The organism is Alistipes finegoldii DSM 17242, from assembly GCF_000265365.1.
Classification (GTDB): domain Bacteria; phylum Bacteroidota; class Bacteroidia; order Bacteroidales; family Rikenellaceae; genus Alistipes; species Alistipes finegoldii.
Genome location: NC_018011.1, coordinates 2,033,457 through 2,059,658, shown reverse-complemented (window position 1 = coordinate 2,059,658; position 26,202 = coordinate 2,033,457). Strand labels below are relative to the sequence as shown.

At 57.4% G+C, this 26,202-nt stretch carries 14 protein-coding genes, 1 tRNA gene and 1 pseudogene; 3 read left to right on the top strand and 13 right to left on the bottom strand.

Going from position 1 to position 26,202, the window contains the following annotated elements; genetic code table 11:
* Nucleotides 1-35 precede the first annotated feature (35 nt).
* Nucleotides 36-1,103, bottom strand: a complete 1,068-nt coding sequence (locus ALFI_RS08970; RefSeq protein WP_014775564.1) for a CDP-glycerol glycerophosphotransferase family protein — start codon at nt 1,101-1,103, stop codon at nt 36-38.
* 23 nt (nt 1,104-1,126) lie between these two features.
* Nucleotides 1,127-2,680, bottom strand: a complete 1,554-nt coding sequence (locus tag ALFI_RS08965; RefSeq protein WP_014775563.1) for an NAD(P)/FAD-dependent oxidoreductase — start codon at nt 2,678-2,680, stop codon at nt 1,127-1,129.
* A 98-nt stretch (nt 2,681-2,778) separates the two neighbouring features.
* Between ALFI_RS08965 and ALFI_RS08960 the strand changes: the two genes are divergently transcribed.
* Together ALFI_RS08960 and ALFI_RS08955 are read left to right on the top strand one after the other, a co-directional pair.
* Nucleotides 2,779-2,860 (top strand) — tRNA-Leu (locus ALFI_RS08960).
* A gap of 288 nt (nt 2,861-3,148) precedes the next feature.
* Nucleotides 3,149-4,369 carry a site-specific integrase gene (locus ALFI_RS08955; protein ID WP_014775562.1) on the top strand — a complete coding sequence of 407 codons (1,221 nt, stop codon included), beginning with the start codon at nt 3,149-3,151 and terminating at the stop codon, nt 4,367-4,369.
* Between the two features lie 51 nt (nt 4,370-4,420).
* Here the strand turns inward: ALFI_RS08955 and ALFI_RS08950 are convergent, their stop codons facing one another.
* From ALFI_RS08950 to ALFI_RS08900, 11 genes are all read right to left on the bottom strand, one after another.
* Nucleotides 4,421-4,822 carry an RteC domain-containing protein gene (locus ALFI_RS08950; protein ID WP_014775561.1) on the bottom strand — a complete coding sequence of 134 codons (402 nt, stop codon included), beginning with the start codon at nt 4,820-4,822 and terminating at the stop codon, nt 4,421-4,423.
* Between the two features lie 452 nt (nt 4,823-5,274).
* A complete protein-coding gene (locus ALFI_RS08945; protein ID WP_014775559.1) occupies nt 5,275-5,739 on the bottom strand; it encodes a lipocalin-like domain-containing protein in 465 nt (154 codons plus the stop codon).
* 14 nt (nt 5,740-5,753) lie between these two features.
* The gene (locus ALFI_RS08940) at nt 5,754-7,742 is read right to left on the bottom strand and encodes a S8 family peptidase (RefSeq protein WP_014775558.1); all 1,989 of its coding nucleotides are present in this window, start codon (nt 7,740-7,742) and stop codon (nt 5,754-5,756) included.
* 97 nt (nt 7,743-7,839) lie between these two features.
* A complete protein-coding gene (locus ALFI_RS08935) occupies nt 7,840-10,380 on the bottom strand; it encodes a hypothetical protein (RefSeq protein ID WP_014775557.1) in 2,541 nt (846 codons plus the stop codon).
* A gap of 43 nt (nt 10,381-10,423) precedes the next feature.
* Complete coding sequence (locus ALFI_RS08930) at nt 10,424-12,070, bottom strand: RagB/SusD family nutrient uptake outer membrane protein (RefSeq protein ID WP_042493479.1); 1,647 nt, start codon at nt 12,068-12,070, stop codon at nt 10,424-10,426.
* A gap of 35 nt (nt 12,071-12,105) precedes the next feature.
* On the bottom strand, nt 12,106-15,288 hold the full coding sequence (locus ALFI_RS08925; protein ID WP_014775555.1) for a SusC/RagA family TonB-linked outer membrane protein: 3,183 nt from the start codon (nt 15,286-15,288) through the stop codon (nt 12,106-12,108).
* A 185-nt stretch (nt 15,289-15,473) separates the two neighbouring features.
* A complete protein-coding gene (locus ALFI_RS08920) occupies nt 15,474-17,405 on the bottom strand; it encodes a hypothetical protein (protein ID WP_014775554.1) in 1,932 nt (643 codons plus the stop codon).
* Nucleotides 17,406-17,466: 61 nt separating this feature from the next.
* Nucleotides 17,467-19,704, bottom strand: coding sequence for a hypothetical protein (locus tag ALFI_RS08915; protein ID WP_014775553.1), 2,238 nt, complete (start codon nt 19,702-19,704; stop codon nt 17,467-17,469).
* Between the two features lie 592 nt (nt 19,705-20,296).
* Nucleotides 20,297-21,028: a copper homeostasis protein CutC gene (locus ALFI_RS08910; RefSeq protein WP_014775551.1), complete on the bottom strand. Its 732-nt coding sequence runs from the start codon at nt 21,026-21,028 to the stop codon at nt 20,297-20,299.
* Between the two features lie 9 nt (nt 21,029-21,037).
* Nucleotides 21,038-23,659, bottom strand: a complete 2,622-nt coding sequence (locus ALFI_RS08905; protein ID WP_014775550.1) for a transglutaminase-like domain-containing protein — start codon at nt 23,657-23,659, stop codon at nt 21,038-21,040.
* On the bottom strand, nt 23,656-24,966 hold the full coding sequence (locus tag ALFI_RS08900; RefSeq protein WP_014775549.1) for an alpha-L-fucosidase: 1,311 nt from the start codon (nt 24,964-24,966) through the stop codon (nt 23,656-23,658). The genes ALFI_RS08905 and ALFI_RS08900 overlap by 4 nt, the downstream gene beginning before the upstream one ends.
* Nucleotides 24,967-25,373: 407 nt before the next feature.
* Here ALFI_RS08900 and fsa point away from each other — a divergent pair.
* A pseudogene (gene fsa, locus ALFI_RS08895) lies at nt 25,374-26,016 on the top strand (fructose-6-phosphate aldolase).
* Nucleotides 26,017-26,202 lie beyond the last annotated feature (186 nt).

Genomic DNA, 26,202 nt, shown 5'->3' with positions numbered 1-26,202 from the left:
TCCCTCGGATGCGGCGTTTCGTTTTTCGCACGCAATCAGCGGCGGAACATCTCCAGCAGCGGGTAATAGCGCATCTGACGGCGAAGCTTCCACTTCCGGATCAGATTCAGGGGCTTGCGCTTCAGTCCCGCATGGCCGCGGGCGATATAGTCGTCGACGGCATCCAGCACGCGCGCCGAACAGCGGCAGTCGCGGTGCGGCTCATGGTGCATCGTATAGGCGCGAATCTCGCGCATCAGCTCTTCGGGCCGGGAGAGCGCCCGCTCCAGCGCCGGACCGACCTTTTCGGGACGGTCCACGTCGATCAGATGGGGGCCGGGATGCGAATTGCGGAAGGTGACGACGGGTTTGTCGAGGAACATGAACTCCAGAATGATCGACGAACTGTCGCACAACATCGCGTCGGCTCGCTGCAGGAGCGACATCTTATCGGGTCCCTCGAAAAAGGTCACGTTGTCGTTTTCGGCGGCGATGCGCTTGTATCCGGCGATGATATCGGGATCGGTCAGCTTCGGATGGAAGGTGATGATCCAGTCCCACGGCTTGGTTTTGGCCAGCAGCTCGATCTCCTTCATCAGATGGGGCGCAGAACATACATTGCGCGTAAAGGTCGGCGGATAGAGAATGACGGGCCGGTCGTTGCGGGGCCTGAGCTGCGTTTCGGGTGAAAAATAGGTGTCGGCTTTGGGCCAGCCGGTCTCGTAGACCCGGAAAAACCCGTATTGCCGCTCCAGCTCCTTGAAATAAGGCGTACTGCTGGGACCTTGCGTACAGTAGATGTCGAACCAGCCGCGCACGGTGAAATGGTCGTCGATCGCCTCGATGCGTTTCTGAATGGCATAACCGTGGAAAAGCGCCACCTTCACGCCCGGAAAGAAATCCGGAATGTAGTTGCCCGGCGCGAAAACCGCGACGGGATTGTAATCGACGGCTTCGCGGATCGTTTTCAGATGCACTTCGCCCTCCTCCAGCGCAACCGGACAATCCGCTTCGATAAACCACGCCGCAGAATCGCCGCGGCGGCGGATTTCATGCTCCAGCGGCCGCAGGATCGAGTAGGCATAAGGCAGGGTAACGAACAAAAGGTACTTTTTAGGTTCCATCGGTCATGTGGTTTTAGAGATACTCAATCTATGTAATTCTTCACCGCTTCGGCAATCCGCTCGCCGTCGAGAGCCGCCGAGATGATGCCGCCGGCATATCCGGCGCCTTCACCCGCCGGGAAAAGCCCGGCTGCTTCGGGGTGCATCAGCGTCGCAGGATCGCGCGGGATGCGTACGGGCGAAGAGGTCCGCGACTCCACGCCGACCACGACGGCTTCGTTGGTGACGAAGCCGCGCATCCGGCGGCCGAAGGTCGCAAGTCCCTGCCGCAGTCCCTGCGCGATGAATCCGGGCATCCACCGGTCGAGCCGCGAAGGGACGATCCCCGGAATATAGGAAGTTCTGGCAAGCGACGCGCTCGCACGCCCCGCGACGAAATCGGCGACGCGCTGCGCCGGAGCGATCTGACGGTCGCCGCCGTACCGCCGCGCCAGCTCCTCGAACTGCTGCTGGAATTTCAGCCCGGCCAACTCGCCCCATTCGGCGCGCAGGTGTTCGAAATCCGCCGGCCGCACTTCGGTCACCAGCCCCGAATTGGCATAGGGCGACGTGCGGCCGCTGGGCGACATGCCGTTCACCACCGACTGGGCGGCATCGGTCATGGCGGGGACGATGAATCCGCCGGGGCACATGCAGAACGAATAGACGCCGCGGCCGTTCTCCTGACTCACGAGCGAATAGGCCGCCGCAGGAAGGTATTCGCCGCGGGTTTCGCAATGATACTGGATCGAGTCGATCAGCGCCTGCGGATGTTCGATACGCACACCCATGGCGAAAGCCTTGGCTTCAAGGCGCACGCCTTTCCGGTGCAGCAGTTCGTAAATATCACGGGCCGAATGTCCCGTAGCCAGCACCACGGCCGCACCTTCGACGAGCGTCGCGCCGCACCATACGCCCCGCACCCGGCCGCCTTTGATTTCGAGGTCCGTCACCCGGCTGTTGAAAACGAACCCGCCGCCGGCATCGAGGATCGTCTGCCGGATGCGCTGTATGATACGCGGCAGTTTGTCGGTGCCGATATGCGGATGGGCATCGTAAAGGATTTCGGGCGTCGCGCCGTGGAAGACGAGCGTCTGCAGCGCCTTGTTATAGTCGCCGCGCTTCTTGCTGCGCGTAAAGAGCTTCCCGTCGGAGAAGGTCCCCGCACCGCCTTCGCCGAAAGCGTAGTTAGAATCGGGATCGACGTCGCCGTTGCGGTTGATCTGCGCGATATCGACCTTGCGGGCCGAGACGTCGCGGCCCCGCTCCAGAATCACGGGCCGCAGGCCCAGCTCGATCAGCCGCAAAGCGGCGAAAAGGCCCGCCGGACCCGACCCGACGATCACCACTTCGGTCCTCCCCGCGACCGACGGATAGTCGAAATGCACGGGCGCGGGCCGGGGTTCGCGGTCTGCATATACCTCCAGCGACAGGTTCACCTTGGGCTGCCGCTGCCGGGCGTCGATCGACCGTTTGACGACCCGCACCAAAGCGATATCCTGCTCCGGCATGCCCAAACGCCGTGCGGCGAGCGACGTGTAATACTTCGCATCGGCAGCCTGCCGGGGTGTCAGGACGAGTGTGATATTCTGCGGCATAATCGGGTAAAATTATCTACAAAAGTAAATAAAAAAGCCTTATAATCCCCGCCCCGGATTGCGATTTGTGAATTTTTATATACCTTTGCACATACCGAGCGGATATGGTGTAATTGGTAGCCACGTCAGACTTAGGATCTGATGCCTTACGGCGTGGGGGTTCGAGTCCCTTTATCCGCACAAAGGAGCCTTTTTCCGAGGCTCCTTTTTTGTTGCCCGTCCGGCGCAAAAAGAGGAAAACCGACTGTATATCATCATTTTGCAAAGGCTTCGACCGATTCCCCGAACCGGAAGCGGAAAGCAAGCCGAAGAAAACCGTTGGGTGGCAAAAAAGTGGGCAGAGCCGATTTGGGCTTCCGAAAACGGGATTGCCACCTTTTTAGCCCGCAATGCATTGTTTTGCTACACTTTACACCGCAATAAAGTTTCCTTGCAGACGTTTTGTCAATCCTTAAAATGTCACGAGTTATGAGACAGGAAACTTTTACCATCCTTTTCCTGATGCGAAAAGGAAGACCGAAAAAGAACGGCTTGGCGTCGGTTTACGCCCGCGTCACCACGGGCAGTCTGCGGCAGGAATTCTATTTCCATTGCGAGGGCAAGCCCGAATTGTGGAACCAGAAAAAGGAACGCATGATGGGCACGAGCCGACTTGCGCAAAAAGTCAATGAAATGCTCGACGAGTTCCGTGTGCAGATTTTGGACATCCGCTCCAAACTGCTGGCCGAGGGCTATGCGGCCAATGCCGCGCAGATCAAACAGCGCTACCTGAACCCGACGTGCAACACGATGATGCTCATTGCGGGCCTTACCGACTATGTGAAGCGGCGGCAGGCCGAAGTGGGCGTGCGCATCACGCAGCGCACGGCAGACAAATACGAGCGGCTGCTGCGCTATCTCAAACAGTATCTCGCCCAACGCGGCAAAGCCGAGGACATTCCCGTCGAACGGATGAACTACGAGTTTCTGGACGGCTTCAACCTCTTCCTGCAAACCGCCCACCGCTGCCGCCACAACGGGGCGGTCGCCGTGATGGACTGTCTGCGCAACTTTGTCCTCTACTGCCTGCGCAACGAGTGGATTACGAAAAACCCGTTCCGCTACTACAAACTCAAAGAGGACGAGGTGCAGGCCAAAGAGCACCTCACGGCGCATGAACTGGAACTGCTGACCCGCAAGGAGCTCGACCGCCGGTTGGCCCGCATCCGCGACGTCTTCGTCTTCTGCTGCCTGACGGGGCTGGCATTCGCCGACGCCGACCACCTGCGGCGCGAGCACCTCTCGCAGGACGACGAGGGGCGCTGGTGGATTCACAAACCCCGCGAGAAAACCTCCGTGATGAGCCGCATCCCGCTGCTTCCGGCCACGCTCGAAATCCTGCGCCGCTACGAGCACGACGAAGTATGCGTCGCACGATCACGGGTGCTCCCCACGCCGAGCAACCAGAAGATGAACGCCTACATGAAGGAGATCGCGGCCGTGTGCGGCATCGACAAGGTGCTGACCACCCACTGCGCACGCCACACCTTCGCCTGCATGGCCGTCGAGTACGGCATGCCGATCGATGTGCTGGCCAAGATTCTCGGCCACTCGAACACCAACATGACGCGCCACTACGCCAAATTCTCCGAGACGGTCATCGGCCGCGAGATGGAAGCGTTCGGCGAGCGGCTGGCGTCGGCTACTTGATACCTGAAAGGATTCGGCCAAAAGCGCCCCTCGGATGAGGGGCGCCGACGCCTATCGCTGGCTCTCTTCAATCAGAGAGTTGCGCAGCAGATCCAGAAACCGTGTCAGCCGCAACTTGCGGTTGATGACCCCACGGCGGCACTGGATGGGATTGTTGATACGGACATTGAACATCCACGAGAACAGCTCGACCAACTGTTCCACATTGGCACGGGTACCGTCGATACGCCGTCCCACGCCGGCAGTATGCAACGCCGTAATCAGCTCCATGAGATCCGTCGGCGTGAACGGCTCGGCCAGATAGAGCGCCGAGCGGGGTTTTTCGGGTTCCCGCAACCGGTTCATGACCGCAGAATGCTCGATACGCAGATGGACCATCCGCATCTCAAATTCCAGATGTGAGACGGCTCCTTCCCAAAGCGCGACAAGCGCCGCCGGACGCGGATCGTGCATTATTACGGGATTACATGACAGGAATTGCGTTCAGGGACAACAGACAAATGTCCACGGGGGCAAATATGCCAGTCGGCAGAAAACGTAAATCATCACTCAAATATCAAAGATTTTTATTTCAGATTGATACATTTAAAACATTAAATTTCAATAAATCTTGCTAAAACATGCAATTGTCTGAATGCTTATATTGCAGTTCTCGTAGAAATATTCTAAAAAAAGATAGGATGGTTTTAGCCATCCTATCCCAGTGAGCAATCTCGTAATTTTGAACATTTTATTTTAATGTTTTAACACATTATAGATAAGAGATTTTCACTCGAAATTATTTGTCGGTTGACAAATGCCTTCCACACTTTGAAGCGTTACTGGTCTGACCGTTATTAGCGTTTCAACCACATCTTCTTGTCCTTACCTTACACTTAATGCCGGAGCGGCACGAATATTACAGATTATAGCATTCGCCTCATTTCCAGAGAAAACTCGGCACGGGATGTTCGGGCATTGCGCACGTCATCCGGAATGATCGTCCGGGAATATACGCTGGTTTCGGCCGGCTCGGTTCGGGTGGTCATCGTCAGGGTGTTCCCGCCATTCGTCAACTCGAAATCGTAGCCGTTGCCCCAGCTCTCGCCGTCGTCGTACACTCCGGTCAGCCGGGATCCGTCGATCGAATAACGCCCGGTGTATTTGGTGTAGTTCGATGTTTCGACCTTCTGATAAAGTCCGAATGTCGCTGCCGAAGTGAATTCTACGTATACCTCAAATCCTTCGGGAGCATTCTCTGACCAAGAAGTAAGGCGCCATTCGCCTACGATTTCCGACTGAATGTTGGGGGCATCGTCGTCATCCGAACAGCTTGCGGCGAAAATGCCGAGCAGGGAGAAAACGAGCAGATGATAAAGATGTTTTTTCATTGCAAGCACTGTTTTTATAACCAACCTCCGTTTGCTGCGCCGGCCGAACGGGCGATGACGGCGAATTCCTTGGTGATGACCATGCCGCCCATCACGACGCCCGTTCCAGGTTTCGTACCGCCGGCTATCGCCGAAACCTTGATTTTGGCCGATCCGGGTTTCGTGCATTTGATCATCAGTTTTCCATTATACATTTTGGGAGCCGCCTTGATGCCAAGCTTTTCCATATCCTTGGCCGACATCTGGATATCGGTATAGGTAAGGTCTTCGGCACCCTGTCCGAAATGCTGCGTCAGCGGAATGAGCTGCACCTCGCCCAATGCGACCTGCAGACAAGGCGTTCCTTCAATCTGCATGAGCAGCTGATAGGCATCGGTAATGCCGGTGCCCATTTTGCCGCGGTAAATCGACACGTCGGCGATCGTAGCTTTCGAGCCTTCGCCCAGCCGGGAGTCGATTTCATTGACCGAGGTGAGCAGCATGGTCTTGAATTCGTCGAGCGAGTATCTCTTCCCTTTCTCCAGGGCATAGGAGAGGCCGAGTGCGGCTACGCCCGAGACGTGCGGGCAAGCCATCGAGGTTCCCTGCATGTAGCCGTAATCCGCTCCGTTGCTCGTTTCGGAGCAGAGCGTCGAAAGGACGCCGGCTTTCTCCCCACCGCTCAAACCGCTCGTTTCGCCGCCGGGAGCCGCGATATTACAGCCGGAACCGTAGTTGGTATAATTGGCCGGCAGGTAGTCGGGCGAGAACGAGGTGACGGAGATATAATCACGATAGCCTGCCGGATAGCCGGACATGGCTGTCGATTCGTTGCCGGCGGAAAAAATGATCAGTCCGCCGTCGAGGGCCTCGCAGTTCTTCTGGGCGGCGAAGTACTGAAGCGCCTCGTAATCCATCGGCGATTGTTTGATGAACATGTTGTCCGACGTGTATATTCCCGCCTTGATGCCCCACGAGCACTGGAGGATGGAGGCACCGTGATCCGCGGCGTATTTTACGGCACGGCTCGACACGAGGGCGTCACCCGTCAGGTCTCCCGAGAAGATCTGACACGACATGAGACGCACACCGTCTCCCTTGCCCGTACCTCCGGCCACGCCGCAGACGCCGATGCCGTTGTTATTGACGGCGGCTACCGTGCCCGCAACGTGCGTTCCGTGTCCCGAATCGCCCTTCTGACCCCATGAAATGGGACCGTCGGCAGCGAAGTTCCATCCGTGAATGTCCTGGTTCTTGTATTCGGGCGAAGGGTTCGGATTGATCCACATGTTGGCCGCCAGATCCGGATGAGTGTATTTCACCCCTTCGTCCACGATGGCGACGATGACTTCGGGATTACCTGCCGTGAGCTTCCATGCGTCGGCCACATTGATGTCGGCTCCGGCCACCGATGTAGTGGCAACGGCCTGGTCGGCATTGTTGATGTAATGCCACTGCCAGAAAAGATTCGGGTCGTTGAAATCCGCTGTAACCAAAGCGCGGGTCTGGCCGTTCGCCGTTGCTTGAAACGGATAGGTTTTGCAGTCGGAAGCCCGGTAGAGACGGGTGCGGAACTGTACTTTCGAGATTTCGGCGACACCTGCGAGTCTCTCGGCCGCCTTGTCGAGATCCTCTTCCGATGCGAACCCGAGCACATACCATCTGTGAAGCCCTGCCGCACGGGTGCGGGCCTCGTGTTCGCCGGCTTCGGGGAAGACGCGCTCCAGCGAGGTGACATGCAGGTCGTTCAGGATGTCATCGACGGATTCGATGCCCGAACGGGTCAGCGCCGAACGGGTCTTGGCCGCATTCAACGCATTCTGTTCGAGACTGGGAATGGCTTCTTCGCCAAATTTTACGATGAGCGAACCGGCCACGGCGTCGTCCGACGTATTGCAGATTTTGCCCGAAGTCTCGATTTCGGGAGCGGAATCCCCGCGGTTCGGTATTTCCTGCATGGGATCCGTCGAGCAGGCGGCCAGCAGCAGGGAGGCGAAAATCAGGAGTTTCGTTTTGTTATGCATATATCATGCTGATTTTTGAGTCCGGCAGGTTGTTTTTGGCTTGAAAAAAAGGGAGAGGCCGACACTTGCCGGACGACCGGCCTCTCCCGATCCGATATTACTTGAGCGTGATTTCGGCAGCGGCCGTTTTCCGGAACCGGAGTTCCGATCCCGAACCGTTCGCACGCTGCACAGCGTCGCTGAATCCGACCGTAGCCCTTACGGCTTTCGCTTCAGGAGCCGATGCGGGCAGGAATCTTTTCGCATAATCGGTCGGTACGGTTTTGACGGAACTGCGTTCTGTAGAAACGGAGAATTCGAGCCGTTCGACGTAATTCCGCGGCTGCCGGAGCTCTGCGGCCATCCGGCGCAATTCTGCGATCCGCTCTGCGGCCAGTTCGGGAATGCCGCCCATATCCTTGGCGGGATCGACGAGCAACATATCCGTAAGGATCGAATAGGGGGTCGTCGTACTCAACGTATACAGATAACGGAACGTGGCCCCCTGCTCGACATAGTTCGGGGTGGGCACGAAATAGATGTAACCGTCGGCCACGGCGCCTCCGATGAACGGATAATTGACCGCATAGAGGGCTTCGGGATTCTCCTCCGAGACGCAGCCGGCGAGGATGTCCTCTCCGTTGATGACACCGATCGGCGTTTGCGAAAGAAGCGGGGAGATAGCGCCGGTTATGCCTGCGAGCGGAGCAGTGGAGGGAACGTAGACCGCCGGAATCCGACCGCCTTCGTCGAACTCGACCCCGGGGAGTCCCGTGATGGTCAGCAGATCGGCCGAACTGCTTTCTGCCGGGTCGTCTTCGATGGTCACCGTGCCGATCTTCCGTCGCATCGGCTTCTCATCCATGACGTTGACGGCATAATAGTTCCATTCGGTCGAAATCAGGTACTCCTTCGAGGGCTGCTCTTTCTGCGGCAGGAAGTCCGAGTAGAGGAACTCGCTCTCCAATCCCGGGTTGTATACACCGGTGGTCTTGATGGATGCCGTGAAGAGTTTGCTGGCATATCCGTTGTAAGCCAGTCCGGCGAACGTGTACTCCGTGTCGCCGTTCAGCCCCGTGAGCATGACGCTGTAATGTCCGCCGTTGATGGCGTCGAGCTGCTCTTTGGTGAAATCCTTGCCCTCCTCTTTGAGGAAAGCCGTCATGTCCAATCCTTGGATGTCTTTTGTCTTGAAGACTCCGTGTTTGATAGATTCAATCCCCTCGCCATAGGCCCAGAATTTCGCCGCATTGTCCGTCGTAATGCCTTGTCCCGCGAATTCGTTCGTGGCTTCGAGCCCGATGTTGAGAATGACGGAAACCTTGTCCTCGTCGCCCTTGGCGATATATCCGAACGAAATGGAGGCGTAGCCCTGCATTTTCAGATTCTGCGACGCCGTTTCGCCGCCCTCCGGATTCGCCTCTTCGTCCGAACCGTAGATGCAGCCTACAAGCGTGTACTTGCCGGTGCCGCCTTCCAGATCCTGAACGGAAATCGTCCCCGAAACAGTGATCGTCTTGATGAGTTCCGCGGCGATCTTGCCATCGGCCATCTCCTGTGCCTTGAGGCTCGCCTCGCCGTCGCTCAAATTGCCCGTGAAGATCGCATAGCGGAACTCTCGGGTGTCCTCGGAGAGGGTGGCGCCGATTTCGACGACACCGTCTGCGGGTTCGCTTTTGGTGAGGGCCACCGAGTAATCGTAGACCCTGGCTCCGGGAAGCATGATCCGCTGCAGACCGTTTGCGTTGGCATAGAAGAATTTTCCGGCATATTCACCTTCGCTCGGTTCGAGCACGATACCCTGCGCCGGGAAGGTAATCACGCCGTTATTGAGCGTGCCATATTGTCCGGCTGATTCGTCCATGGCGAAATTTTCCGGTGTCTGCGATGCGATGTACCACTCACCCATATCGGAAAAGAGGGTCAGACCGGTCGATTGGTAGGGATAATAGACCTTGTTCGGATCCGAGGCATCGACATAGGTCCAGACGTTGCGGTTCTCGTGGTTTACCTGTCCTCCGGCGAAGATGTTCATCAGCTCCGGAGTGTAGGCTTTCATGCGGTAATAGCCCTTCTTGTCCGAACGCTCGTAGATTTCGAGTTCGATTTCGGGGTTCGGATTAGCATTGGGGTTGTCTATCGACGCGAAGTTGCCCAGAATGTCGTCGCGGTAGCGGCCTTTGGTCTCACCGGTCTTTTCGTCGGTGACCAATTCCCATTTGGCCAGCACGAGCGATATCGAAAGGTTCACCTTATCGGCACCGTAGATCGAAGCGTAGCGCGGATCTTCGATGTTGATATCGCAAGTGTAGGTCGTGCCCATTTGGGCCTTGGGGAAACTGATCGTAAAGGTCGTCTCGTCCTCTCCGGCATCGAATGCGATCGGCTCGACGACGAAAATATCCTCGACGTTGGACTTCACGACGACCGGAACGACGATCGGATCCACGGTGTTGCGCCGTTTGACCGTATAGGTCGCTTCGGTCTGGGTTCCCGGTTCGAACTCCAGATCGGTCCGGGTAGCCTGCTTCTTCGGGAAGTAGACACCGTAGCAATCGGGATTCTCCGCGGTTCCCTGCGTATAGTTCACGTCGTCCTCGCAGCCGGCAAGGACAAGAAGTGCCAGCAGGAACGGTAATATATGCTTGAATGTCTTCACGGTAATTTGCTTTTAGATTTGACAGCTTGATCGCAGATGGTCATCACCCGTTCCACGGCTTGACCGTTTGCGAAGGATCGGGATTGTTCTGCGTGGCGATGACGGGGTTGTTCTGCGTCTCACCGCGCGAGATCACGAAGTTCCAGTAGGGTGCACGGCCTTCCGTATTCAGCCGGTACGAGGCAGGAGAGTTGGTTCCCACATAGCCCCGTCGGGTGGACATGTCGAGCCGCTTCATGTCGAACATGACGATGCCTTCGCCCCAGAACTCGATGCGCTTCTGAAGCATCAGCTCGTTGGTGAAATTTTCAACCGACGACGACATGTTCGTACAGTCGTAACCTCCGCCCACAATGCGGTAGTTGTTCATGAACTCATTGAGCAGCCGAATTCCTTCGCCAAGATTTTCATGCGCCTTGGCCTCGGCCTCGATGAAGTACATCTCCTCGACGCGCATGTAGGGATGGTCTGCGGCTCCGCCGACCTTGAAATCCTCATAAGCGCCCTGCGCCGGACGGAACTTGATGTTCGCGTAATCGGGCAGTTCATTGAAGTATTCCTTCCCCTCTTTGCGGCAGCTTTTGTAGTCGTAGGACTCCTTCTCCGGGTCTTTGCGGTCGGGATCGAGCCACGAATGGCGGCGGAAGTCGCGCAGGTCGATACTGTTGTAAAGGTTGCTGTTGATGCAGCGGCAGGCGTCGTTTCCGTAGGCGCTCCACGCATTCTCCGTGCTCATGTGCGCCGTGAAGCAGAACAGGTTGGCAACGCTTTCGCTCGGCAGGGCGAGGCCCCAGATCCAGGCATTGTTCGCCGTGGCGCTGTTGAAGCCGTTCGAGGGGTCTTCCCACTGCTCCTGCGTCAGGGGCGTACAGCCGCTGGCGTTAATGGCCAAGCGGGCGTACTCGGCGGCGGAAACATAGGCTTCGGCGTCGTTCTTGGCCGTACCGCGCTCAAGCCAGGCCCGGGCTTTCAGGCCGTAGACCAGCGCCGGACTGATCGTATACTTGTCGGGAGCAGTAAAGCCGCTCAATAGTTCTTCGGCCTTGTCCAGGTCGGGGAAGATCACTTGATCGTAGATGTCGTCGACCTTGGCACGGGGGTTGTTCTTGGCCTCGGCCTCGGTAGTCTCGGGCAGTACGATGGGCACGCCCAGCCCGAGAACCCCGGGCGCTTCAGTGTAATTGTTCTCCTTGAACTCGTACAGACGCACCAGATCGAGGTAGAACATGGCCCGATAGGCGTAGGCGAAGCCCAGATAGGACTTCTGCGTGGCGTCGAGCGTCGCGAAATCCGAGGCGTCGATCTGTTTGATGACGTTGTTGGCCGCCATGATCCACGCATAGTAGTTATTCCACGTAAGCGCACCCACGGCATAGTCGGCGCCGAGCGCTTCGTTGGTTCCCCACTGTGCGAACCAATCGTAGCCGATATTGCCGCCAATGGCGACGTCGCCCGTCATGGATTCCGTGGCGATATGGATGGCCGGCAGGGCAAAATCCCAGGCTTGGCCTTCGCTTGCATAGCCTGCGGAACCGGCCTGTACGAGTGAGGCCGGAATGCCTTCTATCAGCGTTTCGAGGGTGACCTGATCCTCGGTAGCTATTTCATAGGGGTCGGCTTCTTTGATGCAGCTGCTTGCCAGCAAAGCTGCCGCCAGCGTCGCGAGCGTTATGTTTGTCGCTTTTTTCATATGCATGTCGTTTGTCGTAAAGTGTTTGAGGCCGATTAGAATTGAATGTTGATGCCGCCCGAAATCGTCCTTACAGGCGAATAGGTGGCCTGGCTCGTCGATCCCGAATAAGAGTAGCGGGGATCGAATCCCTGACGTTTGGACCAGTACCAGACATTCTCGCAGGCAAGGTAGACGCGCACCTTCTCGATTCCGACCTTCTTGGTGAAATTCGACGGCAGCGTGTAGCCGAAGTTGATGTTCTGTAGGTTCAGGTAGCTGGCGTCCGTAAGGAAACGATCAGACATACCGTTCTGATCCTTGTCTTCATACTGCAGGCGCGGGATGTTCGACGACGCATTGTCCGCCGACCATGCATTGAGGATGTCCTTGTGCCAGTTCATACCCGTCGTCTTGTTGGCCGGCGAGTACATCGCCGCGGAGTATCCCGAGTCGTAAGCCAGACCGCCGATCTGGTAGGTGAAGGCCACGCTCAGGTCGAAGCCCCGGAAATTGACACTCGTGCCGAAACCGCCGTAGAGATCGGGAATCGGGTCGCCGCAGAGATAGTCCGACGCCTTGGCATATTCAGTCGTCGTAACGCGCTTGCCCGTCGGGTTGCCCTTGTCGTCGGTTTCGTTCATGTACCACATCGAAAGGCCCTCGTCCGAAACACCGGCATATTTCCTCATGTAGAAAGTGTACATCGGAAGCCCTTCTCCGAAGAAAGTGGAGCCGCTCACGTAACCGGAGTAGCCATCGACCTGTTTGGTCCGTCGTTCAGAAGGCAGCATGGTGATCTTGTTGCGCAGGTGCGTCATGTTGAGGTTGATGTCCCACTGGACATGCTCCCGTCGGATCGGCGTAAAGTTCAGCTCGATTTCGACGCCGCTGTTGCGCATGTCGCCCACGTTGGCGTAGTAGGACGAATAGCCCAGCGACGGAGCTACCGGGAACGACAGCAGCATGTCGGTCGTCTTGCGGAGGAAATATTCGACGCCTCCGGAAACCGTACCGCGCAGGAAGCTGAACTCCACACCGGCGTTGAAGTTGGAGTTGGTCTCCCAGGTGATGTTCTCGGATCCTTTGGCGTTGAAGACGGTCGAGACCTTTCCGTTGGCGTTTTCGATCGTGTAGGTGTTCGTGTAGCGGAAGTTACCGATGTTGTCGTTACCCTGCGAGCCGATCGAGGCCTTCAGCTTGAGATTGTCGAGCCATTCATAGGTGCTCTCCATGAAATTTTCTTTCGAAATGATCCATGCGCCGCCCAGCGACCAGAAGTTGCCCCAGCGGTGGTCGGGGTGGAAACGCGAAGAAGCGTCGCGGCGGTAGGAGGCCGAGGCGAAATATTTGCCTGCGTAATCGTACATGACACGGGCGAAATAACCCTCGTTGTTGTACTCAACCCGGTAAGAGCCGGCTCCCTGTTTGTCGATGATCGCCCCGGCAAGCTCGTCGTTTTCCTGCGTCAGCATATTGCTTTTCGTGGCCGACAGCGTGTAAATGCGGTTCTGGTAGGACTCGTGGCCCAGCATCACGTTGATGTTGTGCGAGCCTATCTGCTTGGTGTAGTTGAGAATCTGCTGTAGGTTGAGGTCGAAATTCCGTTGATGGCCCTTCGAGACCATGCCTTTTTCGCTGGCGAACTGTCCGAACCAGGGATTCGTAACCGAGGTGGAGCGGGTTTCGTCGAGCGAAACGCCGGCGTTGAACGTGAATTTGAAATCCTTGAGGAAGGTGACGTCGATATATCCCGTACCGTTGAAAGCATTGCCTTCGGCTTCCTGTTTGTTGAGACGCGAATCCGAGAGGGCGTTGCTGTTGGGGAAGAGCGAACGCTCCATACCGGCATTGTCGCCGTTGCCGTAGTCGTAGAGCTTGATGCCGTCCTCGTTGTACATGACATTACCCTCGCCGTCGCGGATGTAGAGCGGATAGATCGGACCGACGGCCGTCGTATAAGCGAAAACGTTGCCCGACGAGTTACCGGCGCCGCTGTCGTCGATCTGGTTGTAGCGGAAATGCGTGTAGTTGGCATTGGCGCTGAACTTGAGCCACTTCTTGGCCTGATAGTCCACGCGCAGACGGGCCGTATAACGATCCATGTCCGAGTTGTAGGCGATACCTTCGTTGTTCAAATAGCCGAACGATCCGTAGATCGAGGCGTTCCCGGTCTGGCCGGAGATCGAAGCGTTGTACTCCTGACGCAGGGACGAGCGGAAAGCCGCATCGGTCCAGTCGTCGGGACGGATGTAGTACTCCTTGCCCTCATAGACGAGACGGCGGCCGAGAGTCGCAGCGGGATTGACCTTACCGTTGATGCCGATGAACTCCTGCCCGGAAGGAACCGTATAGACCATATAGCCCAGACCTCCGTCATTCGCATTGGCCGTCAAATTCGTATTGGCGCGCAAATGGGCCTCGCCGACACTCATTCCCGAATTGACATAGTAGTTTTTCAGCGCACTGTAATGCAGTTCGTAAAATTGCGCCGGGTTGGTAATGTACGCATAATCCTGGACGGCGCGCGAATTGACGCCCCACTTGGCGTCGATTGTCACGTGAGCCTCCTGCGACTTGGCCTTTTTGGTGGTGATCATCACTACGCCGTTGGCGCCGCGGGCGCCGTACAGCGAGTTCGAGGCGGCGTCCTTCAACACAGTCATCGATTCGATGTCACTCGGGTTGAGGTTGTTCAGGTCTCCCGAGTAAGGCATGCCGTCCACGATCCAGAGCGGATCGTTGCCGGCGTTGAGCGAACTGAAACCGCGGATGCGGATCGTCGGACTCTCTCCCGGCTGTCCTGAGGTGTTGGTCAGCTGCACGCCCGCGACCTTTCCGGCCAGAGCCTGCGCTACGTTCGACTGCTGCGACTTGGCGATGTCGTCCGATTTGATGACGGTCGCCGAACCGGTGAAAGCCTCCTTTTTTGCCGTACCGAACGCCACGACGATCACGTCGTCGATAGCCTGTGTGTTCTCTTTCAGCACGACGTCGATCCGGGTTTGCGTTCCCACCTTGATCGTGTGGGACTGATAACCCATGAACGATACGACCAGCACATTGTCCGGTGCGGCTTTGATCGAAAAGCTGCCGTCCGCACCGGAGGTCGTACCCTTCGTAGTGCCTTCGACCAGAATGGTGGCGCCGACGATGCCGGCCCCCGCATGATCTTTGACCGAACCCGTAATTTCCCGTTCCTGCGCATGGGCGGACAAGAACAGGCCGAGAACAGCCATCAATGATAGAAAGATTTTTTTGGTCATAAATGCGCCATTTTAACGCTGGTAAAAAAATGATTGTAGAAAATTTGCCGTCTTCGTGTCCCGGCGCGGAGCCGAAACATTCCTCCTCCCCTTCCGGAAGCCCGGAGGGGGGGGGATGTCATCCGCCTGTCCGGTCACCGAACCGGCCGGATCGCAGCCTATTCGTAGAAATCGTCTGCAAGGTCGTTCGGCTTCGAGCCCGAATACTTGTCAGCCTTGCCCCGGAATTCGATGATCAAGGTGTTTCCGGTTCCGGTCGGATCAGGGTTCCATGTACTGAATACTCCCCAATCGACCATCGAGAATTTGAAGATCCACTTCTTGTTCTCCTGCTTGACGGTCACTGCCGCCTTCTCGGGACACCGCATGCAGTACTTAGCCTTGTCGGAATATCCGTACCCGTTATATGAGGACAGATACATATACTGGAACCTGAGGTTCCATTTGCAATTCGTGCCTTCCGCAGGCAGGTCGATCTCTCCTTCATGGTCGAGGTAGCTGTCCGGCAGGAAAAACATCGGAGTAGTATTATCCGCATCGATACTCTCGGTGAAAGCATTCCGGAAATAGAAGCAATATCCCGATAGCAGATCGCCGATATAACTATCCCGATAAGCCGGGTCGTGCCGCACCTCCATCGCCGTAACGGGCCAATACAGCATGTCCTTGTTATCCTTGTCCAGGAATTTGATATAGGGCTCGAACGGTTTGACGGGCTTCAATGTTTCTTCATCCATTGCGTCGGCCGTCGCAGCCGTCGGCACACCGTAGTATTCGGCTTCGACCCCGATGCCGTTTTTCAGCGTCAGATTTACCCGCAGATAAATCTCCTTGCCGCCAGCGGGATTGGGATGGGTCTCGATCGTACCGGTCAGTCCCGCATCCTCGCCGTAGTAGGTCTGATAGGTCTTGTGGTCGTAGAGCCGGAACCAGTAATCGGAGGTCTGCGCCGCAACGTCGATCACGCCGTCGAACTTGGCCGCCAGCACCCGCACATACGCAGCCCAATGACCTTTGGCAAGATCAGCCGGGGCTGCGGCCGTTTCGGCATCGCCCAAAGCGAATACGTAGCTGCCGACCTGCGGCTCCTGCGAGAAGAGCGCGGCGATCGGGGCCTCGGCTGCGGCCGCAGCCTCGCCTCCGGCTGCCGGCTCCGTCACCTTGATCGTATTGGTGGCCGCATAGCCTCCGGCGAACGTGCCTTCGTAGGCGGCACGCAGGCGCTTCCCGTCTTTCGAAGCGTCAAGCGCGACGATGAGCCCCTCGATCGTGCCGAATTTATCCGTCAGGTACTTCGCCGTCAGCGTTCCGGTCGTCCCGGCGCCCGTTGCGAATTCACCGCAGCGAATCTGCACCTTCGCGGGATCAGCTGTCGCAAGGTCGATTTCCTCCGTTCCGAACAGCTCCTCGGCAAGCAGAATCTCCACGCCCGCAGCCCCCTCCTCGGGAGCGGCCAGGCCCTCTTGCTCGTAGAGGCAGAAGCGGCGGTTGCCTTCGCGGACATTGCGCCACTCGACGACGCTTCCGACGGCGGCGATCCGATTGTCGATCTCGTATTGGTTCGTCAGTTCGACGTCACGCTCTTCCGTACAGGTATTCTGGTAACGGGCGATCAGCGTCTTGCCGCTCTTCAATTCGACGTAGGTATAGAGATTGAGCCGGGTTTCCGTCACCAGATCGGCGGAGAGTTCTACGCTCGCGACGTCGTTCATCGTCGTCTTTTTCACCGAAATATCCTTGTATTCGATTTCGAACGGATCGGAGGCCGTGTTCACGGTGCCCTTGGGGCTCTCCACCATCACGCGCAGATAATCGTCGGCCTGTTTCATCTGCTCGGCATTGATCAGCCCCTCGGTCGGCGAGAGATAAAAGGTGTGGCTGCCGTCTTCTTCAGCGACATAGATTGCCGACTTGATGCCGACGAGATCGCCTCCGTCGTACTGGATTTGATCGGTCAGAGTTACAGGAGGCTTCTTCCCGGGGTCGGGGTCGTCGTTGGGATCGTCGTCATCGCATGCACCCAGCATGGCTGCCGATGCGAGCAACGCGCACGCCAGCGCGCGCAGTCTGTAATGGGTCGAGTTTTTCATAACGATTGTTTTTAATAGCGCGGGGTTCGGGAAAACCCCGCGCTATCCGGTTTTTCTGTTGTCATTCGGTCATTCCGGCCTTGCGGAACATGATGCCCGGCAGTTCTTCGGCCAGACGGCTCATCGGAACCGACGGAGCCGGCAGGCGGCGAAGCAGTCTGGGCGGTTCGAGATGATCCTTTTCGGCCGCAGCACGCCCCGTTTGGCTTACGACAGGGCCTTCCCACGTTCCGCGCACATGATGCTTGCGCACGCAGATGCCGTCGACCTCGAACCGGTACCAGTTCTCCTTGCCTTCGCCCTCGACCTTGGTGATCGTAACCTGACCGTCGTAGAGCAGGGCGTGTCCGTCCATGTATTCGAAGATCTTGTTGTCATCTCCCCACATCGAATAAGTCTGGTGCATCCACCGGCTGCCATGCAGACCGCCGTCCAGCATAATGCCGCGCATCATGACGCCGGGTTTGATGTATGCCGTCCAGCGCTGTTCGGTCACCTCGTAGGTTCCCGGAGTGATTTCGTTCTCCTTGCCCGGCTCGGTGGTAAGTTCCACACGGACGATGTCACCGCCCGGCTCGCGATCCACGAAGTCTTCGAGATGGTCTCCTACCCATTCGATACCGATATTGATGAATTGCAGACCGCATCCGTAGGAACTGATCGGTTTGTAGCCGATGCCTTGGATATAGACCTGATCCGAAGTATAGTAATGCGCCTTTTTGATCTTCGACAGATCCATGTCGTAGTCACGCTCGAGCGTCGAGGTGCCGTCGTCATCGGACTTGTCGTCGGATGCGTCGGTGATCGGAATGACTCCGGTGTACGAGCCCTTGAGGGTAAAGCCGTCCTTCGAGGTAAGGTTGAACTCGATCTTGTATACCGGTTCTATTTTGCCGTCTTCGCCTTGGGCCGTACCGGCGGCCTCGATCTTGATGATGCCCTCCTTTCCGTAGGAAAATTGTCCGAAAGAGGTTCCGTCGTCCAACTGGACATAAGTGCCGAGCGGGAATACCAGCCCCTCCATCGGAATTTCCACGGCGGGCATCCACGACCCCCATTGGAACGAGGTGTTGGCCAGATATTCGTGGGGCTTGATCACGGCTTCCTTCGGATTGCCGAACAGGTCGTTGAATACGACGAGCGCAGCGGCGAGACCGCCCTGCCCCTCCTCCGTGTCGTAGGTTTCGTCGTAAATGTTGATCTGCATCATGCCGGTACCTGCTTCGAGCATGTTGCCGTAATAGGTCGCGGTGGCGCTGAATCCGACCACTTCCACGTCGCGTCCGATCTGCGGCAGGTAGAAGCCGCCGTCCTCCGGCTGATCGACGATCTGGAGCTGTCCCTCGTAGACGATGCTCTTTTCGGAACCGTCCGTATCGACGAAACGAAGCGAAACGCTCCAGACGTCACCCTCGCGGGAGACTTTCAACGGCTCTCCCGAAACCAGCGACAACTGGGTCTTATTGCCTTCGGCGTCGATATACTGAACACCGGTATATTGGGACGTGAACGTGTGATCCTCGTTGAGCTGGCTGGCCATATATTCACCCTCGGGAAGCGTGTAGGCATCTTCGCCCGGAACCGCATAGAGGTCGGCCACGAAAAGGTAACCCGCCTCTTTGAGCGTCACCCGCCCTTTGGATACGGTATGCTCGGCATCCGTGAAGGCCATATAATAGTTGTGCGACTCCACGCCCTTGACCGGGCCGAGGTACCACGACAGCGGAACTTTATCCAGCAACACCTTGTCTGCGTCATCTCCCACCTCCGAAGCGTCGGAATTCTTGCACAGTCCGTAATAGGCAACCGTCAGCGTTTTTCCGCCGGTTTCGATTTCGGCGGAAATACGAGCGACGCGGGCCGAGAGGAACTCGACCGAGAGATCCGCTTTCGAGGCTTCTCCGACGTTCGAGGAGTTTACGTCGATCTCCCCATAGGCGATTCCGTTGCCGGCAACCGCAAAATCGACGGCTCCGGAAGGTTGTTTGACGGTAATTTTGACGGCATCGTCGGCGATCAGCATGCCGTCCACATCCACAAGCCCTGCCGTCGGCGAGAGATAGATCGTATAGACGGAGGCAGCTTCCGAAGCATCTGCCTTTTCGCCGTTTCCGGGTGTCTCGACCGAGTAGACGGCGGATTTGATTTCCCGTACGACACCGTTGCAGATCAGGGCATTCCCGCTTTCTGGCATGTCGGGGTTGCCGGATGAAGTGGAATCGTCGTCCGAACATGAATTCAGTACGGACGCTCCTGCCATGCAAAGCATGGCCAGAAAGGATAGGTACAACTTTTTCATAGGATGAGATTTAATGAACCGGCTTCCCGGTTTGGCTTTCGGATGTGATAAGCATAATGAAATGCCATACTTAAAACAGTCGATACAATCTACAAAATGAAACCCTGAACGGATTCCAGAAAAATTACTTATCGAGTTTTCGGGATTTTATCGACTTGACACGAGAACGGCGCCAAGGAAAAATCCCCCCCCCTCGCAATTTGACGAGGAAAGAGGATTCTCTTTGTCGCAAAAATAATAAAAAGATTTTATCCTAATTAATTTTTCGCAAAAAAATCATCAGCAATTACGCTCTAAATGCATAAAAAAGTCTTGCAAAATGCGCATTTTAAGAACAGATTCGCACTTCAGACCGACGGCGAAATCGGGCAGGGCAACCGCTTCGAAACTGCTCCGCCAAACCAAAAACAAGGATGGAATAAAATATACTATATATAAATATGATCTCTTTCCAGATGAGTGGATATACCACGCCCGCGTCCTGCAAACCTCACATTACCTTATCCCGATAGTCGGGGTGAAATATACACAGTGACAACCGTCTGGCTGCCACATCCGAGCACCACACCCTCCGAGCTGAAATCAATCGTTGTTATTCCAGCTTGGCCAACAGTTGCCGGACGAATGCTTCGTCGGCATCGGTCAGGGTGTATTCGGGAACGCCGGCGCACCCGCCCATCGAGACCTGCGGATTACGGAAGCGCATACCGCTTTCGCGTTCCCGGCGGGCGCTGAAGTGCAGGGCATCGACCCCTGTGGCGGCCAGCAGGCGGGCGTTCGACGGATTGACGCCGCTTCCGGCCATGATTTCGATGCGGCCGGCCGCCTGCGCCGCCAAGGCTCGCAGCGTCCCGACACCCTCCTGCGCCGTATTGCGGCCTCCGGAGGTGAGCACCCGGCGGCATCCGGTGCGGATGACCGCTTCGAGCGCCTGCCGGGGATCGCGCGTCATGTCGAACGCGCGGTGGAACGTCACCTCCATCCCCTCAGCCTCGCGGACAAGCTGCGCCGTGCGCGTCTCGTCCACCTCTCCGTCGGGGGTCAGCACGCCGAGGACCACCCCGTCGGCTCCGCAGGCACGGGCGAAGCGAATCTCTTCGGCCATCAGCGCCGTTTCGGCATCCGTATAGCAAAAATCCCCGCCCCGAGGGCGTATCATCACGCTCAGCCGCAGGCCCGGTAGACTCCGGGCGTAGCGGATCAGCCCGGCGGAAGGGGTCGTACCCCCTTCGAAGGGCGCGGCACAAAGCTCGATGCGCGTGACGCCTGTCCGCCGGGCTATATCGCACGCATCGCAGGTATAGGCGCAAAGTTCAGTCGTCATAAATTCCGGTCATAATTGGTGTATGGTGTACAAAAGACGGTCGCCGAGGCCAATCGTATAGCCGTGGGATTCGAACACGACACGGTTGAACGTATCGCCGATCAGAAAGACCGGAAGCGAAACGTTCCCCGGCAGCTGCATCGCTTCGAGAATCCGCCTGCGAACCGAGCCGTCGCGGTCGATGCCAAAGGTGACGGTCGCCGGCAGCGGGGCCGCGGGCGACGCCGTGTATTTCCGGTACGCCCCCTCGTCGGGGAAGAGCAGGATCAGCGAGCGTCCCCACGCTTCAAGCTCCGCGGCTTTGGCCGCGATGTCCTTCAGCGCATGATCTGTAGGCTCCTGTCCGACGCACAGCAATCCGATCACGAAATAACCACGTCCCGCAGTCGTGAGGACCGACGTTTCGGCTCCCGTCGCGGCGTCAGTGAATTTCGACTCCGAATCGAAACTCCCGATCACGCGAACCGCCTCCGAATTGTCGCGCATCGTCAGGTTCGTTTCGGTCGTACTGTCCGGACGGACGTTGAAGAACGACACGTTCCCCAGCACGCTGCCGCTGGCGAGCCGGCTGCCCGTCACAAGCATATAATAACCGGTTTCCAGATCGGCGGGAGCCCGGAACAGCTCGCTCCACCGCTCGAAATCAGGATAGTTCAGCAGGGAGAACGACTGCCCGTCGAAGCGCGAAAGGGAGAAGTGCCGGAAATACTCCGGATCGTCGAGACGCGGAATCGGCGCATAGTTCAATTGCAGCCGCCCGGTCTCCAGTTCCCGGTTCCCGGCCGCGTCGAAATCGACGGGCACATCCTTCCCGGCATGGCGGTAGAAGAGGTTGCCCGTCACGCGGTCGATCCACGCCGGGATGCCGAGCGAACGAGCCGCGGCAACGAAGAAGATAGCCCGCGAGAGTTTGTCGGCCGTCCGGCTACGCCACACGCCTTCGGGCGAGATGGTCGTGGAGACGGTGCAGAGTTCCGGACGCAGGGTCAAGCTGTCGCGGCACCACGCCACCAGACGCTGCGGGTCACGGCGGAACGCGGCGGCATCGGCGGCCGGAATTTCCCGCTGCAGGAACGACCGGTAGGGCGTGAGCATCTCATCGGCCACACGCGGGGCCAGCACGGTCGCGGCGTCGGCATTCTTGTCCGTATTATAAAGATGATCCGCGAGCACCGCCGACGGCGTATCGCGCAGATCCTTTTCCGACAGCGTGGCGAGCAGTTGCAGCGCCCGCCCGGTGCATCCTTTCCGGCTCGCGCCGCGCAGGAAATCCATAATTTCGGCGTGATTGCCTCTCGAAGCGGCGATAAATCCGGCCACATCGTCCGGCTTCATGCCGACAGAACGTGCAAACTCCGCAACGGCGGGTTTCGCCGGGAACGTGGCGATATAGGCGTTGCGGATGGAGTCTTCGCGGTTGAAGCGACGGTCGTTCTCCGCACGCTGAGCGGCCGTCACCTCCGGCAAATTCGCGCTCTCGGCCGGAGGAACGATGTCGACGGGGAAGGAGAATTCGTCGCCGATCGCATGCTCCAGCACCACCGTCGCCTCCGTCTCCCTCCCGAAAGAAACCTTCCGAACCCCAAACCGGCCATCACAGACAGCCGTGACAAGCATATCGCCCAGACCCGCCGACAGCGACGCCCGCCCCCGGACGTCGGTCGTTTTGCGCGATACGGTGTAGAACTCGGCGTAATTGTAAAGTTTGAACTCCACGGTCGCACCCTCCACGGGACTGCCCGCCGTGTCGGTGACCGTCACGGTGAGCGGGGCGCACGCGGCATAGTTCGAGATCACATTGATCTCGGTGTAGTTGGCCGTGGTTTTCATCACCTCCTCCGAACCGTCGTAATAGCCGAAGACCTTGGTATGCATCAGCATCCCGCGGCTGGCCGGGGCGTTGAACCACCCCAGGTCGAGCACCGGTTCCGGCTCGCAGGCCCCGAGGAAATGCCACCGTCCGTCGGCCCAGGCCTCTACCCAGGCGTGGTTGTCGTCGGTGTGCGCCCAGCGGGGCGTGTAGACCTGCCGGGCCGGGATGCCCACCGACCGCAGGGCCGCAACGAGCAGCGTGGACTCCTCGCCGCAGCGGCCGTAAGCCGTGCGCACGGTGGCCAGCGGCGAACTAGTTCGCGCATCCGACGGCTGGTAGTTGGCCTTCTCGTGACACCAGTGGTTCACTTCGAGGATGGCGTCATACATCGACAGCCCCTCGACGCGGGGTTTGAGTTCATCGTGAAATACCCGGCGCGAATCATCGAGACACTCGTTGTTGACCCGCACGGGCAGCACGAAATGCCGGAACAACTCGTCGGAGACGCTCCTGCCCCAAGGCATCTCCTGCCGGACAGACAGCGCACAGCGCACGTTTTCCAGATAAAAATCGCCCAGATAGTCGGTAATGTCCCCCACGGGCATATAGGCATAGAGAAACGTCATTGCATCGCGTTCCTGCGGCGTCATCGGTTCGTCGAATATCCCGAACAGATCGCCCCGGGGGAGCAGCTCCTGTTTGTGCCGGAAATCGGTCTCCACGCGCCGCATGAAACCCTCGTTGCCGGCCGGGGAGCACGCCGACAACACGCCCGTGAGCATAAGCAGGCCGGCGAATAGCTGTGTCGTTTTTTTCATCGTAAAGTGAGTTCTATGATTCGGTCGGTATCCTCGGGAACATGCTCCAGATTCAGGACGATCCCTTTTCCCCGGAGCGTGTCGAACTTCACCCGCTCGCCGTTGTTCAGGCACCGGGCTTCCCCGACTTTTTCCGCAAGCGGCAGGTACAGCGCATCGTCCTGCAAATCGAGCACATGCACGTAAAGTTTGTCGCCCTTGCGCGTCGTCACGCCCCAGTCGTGGGGCGGGATGTCGCCGCCGCGGGTTCCGTAGATGCTTTCGCCGTACCGGGCGAGCCATTCGCCCATCTCCCGCAGCCGTTCGACGGCCGTCGCAGGCAGTTTTCCGTCGGGTTGGGGACCGATGTTGAGCAGCAGGTTTCCGTTGCGGCCCGCAGCCCGCACGAGGTAGTGGATCAGCGTCTTCGACGATTTGTAGTCGAGGTCGGTGATCTTGTAGCCCCACATGCCGTTCATCGTCTGGCACGTTTCGAGCGGCAGGCGGCCGATCTCCTGCCCCGAAAGTCCGGCGGTGTTCTCGCCCGGAAGGTCGCGTTCGAAAATCTGGATGTCCTCGCCTTCGAACGGAACCAGGTGGTGGTTGTTACCCACCAGACAGGCCGGCCTGATGGCATGGATATGGTCGTACAGCCCGCGGAGTTTCCAGTCGAAATCCGGGTTCTGATCCTGATCCCACACCCCGTCGAACCACACGGCGCCCACCGAACCGTAACCCGTCAGCAGTTCCGTGAGCTGGCGTTTCATAAAATCGTAGTAACGCTCGTAGCTGATCGCCGTGCCGGGACGCCCCGTCCCAAGCCCCGTCCGCCCGCGCGGGCAGTCGTCGCGGTACCAGTCGATCAGCGAATAATAGAGGTGCAGGCGGATGCCCTGACGGGAGCACTCGTCGGAGAGCGCTTTCACGACATCCTGTTTATACGGCGTGGCGTCCACGATGTCGTAGTCCGTCTGCGCGGTGTCCCACATCGAAAAGCCGTCGTGGTGGCGCGTCGTGAAGCAGACGTACCCCGCACCCGAGGATTTGATGGCCGAGACCCACTCCGCGGCATCGAAATCATGTGGATAAAACGCATTGGCCAGCTTGGCGTACTCCTGATAATTGATATTGCGGTTGGTCATAGTCCATTCGCCCGTGCCGAGCAGCGAGTAGAGCCCCCAATGAAGGAAAATGCCGAATTTGGCATCCTGAAACTCCGTCCGAGCCCGAAGGTTTTCGGGCGCCGGGACATAAGGATCAACCACCTGTGCCGATATCGTTCGGCAGACAGCAGTGCAAAGCAATGTAAAAAACAGTTTTTTTATCATCTGCGAGTAAAAATTTAGCCCGGGTATTTACAATGCTTATCTACCTTTCTTTTTTTCAAAGAAGAGGCAAATTCTATATTAAATGAATATCCAAAGATAGCACAAAAACTCATCAAAGCATATCAAAACCAAAAATTTTAATATGCTTTAAAGTCAAGTATTCTGTAAAATACCTCTTTTAGCGTCAATTAAAAGGCTACTCTGCCAACGCATACCGAGGCAGTTGCACCGACACCTATACTTGGCAGAACAACATGATTTTTTTTTGACGGCCTCCTTTACGAATCCCACAACCGAGCAAAGCTGATAGATCATAACTGACAACACTCTAACGTTATTCGCTCTACGATTTCTGTAGTCTGGAATTTTCTTCGTATCTTTAAGAAACCGTAAAAACTATTTGAGCCATGAAATTCTTTATCGACACGGCCAATCTGGAACAAATCCGCAAGGCGCATGAACTGGGCGTCCTGGACGGCGTAACGACCAACCCATCGCTGATGGCCAAAGAGAACATCCGGGGTACGGAAAACTGCAACCGTCATTATGTTGAAATCTGCAGACGTGAGCGCCGAGGTCATAGCCACAGACTTCGAAGGAATGGTGCGAGAGGGTGAGGCGCTGGCGGCGCTGCATCCCCGCATCGTCGTGAAACTGCCCTGCACGGCCGCAGGAATCCGGGCCGTAAAATATTTTGCCGCCAAGGATATCCGGACGAACTGCACGCTGGTATTCTCCGTGGGACAGGCGTTGCTCGCCGCAAAGGCCGGAGCGACCTACGTGTCTCCGTTCGTGGGACGTCTCGACGACATCTCCGAAGACGGCGTGGCATTGGTAGCCCACATCGTGAAGGTCTACCGCACCTATGGTTACAAAACGCAGGTGCTGGCCGCTTCGATCCGTCATACGCAGCATATTATCCAGTGCCTCGATGCGGGAGCCGATGTGGCGACATGCCCCCTTGCGGCAATCGAAGGGTTGCTCAGACATCCGATGACGAACAGCGGGCTGGAGAAGTTCCTCGCAGACCATGCACGGCTGAATACCTGAACGGAAACCGAATTGCGACATTTCCGGATGACATCTATACGCTTGAATGTACAAAATGACAAAAGTCCTATATACGAACATAGGACTTTTGTTATAAATATTATAGTCGGCCAGAGAATCACTCTATAAACAGTTCGTCTTGTCTGACAACATGCCACAGCGTCAACATACTGCACACGCCTCTTG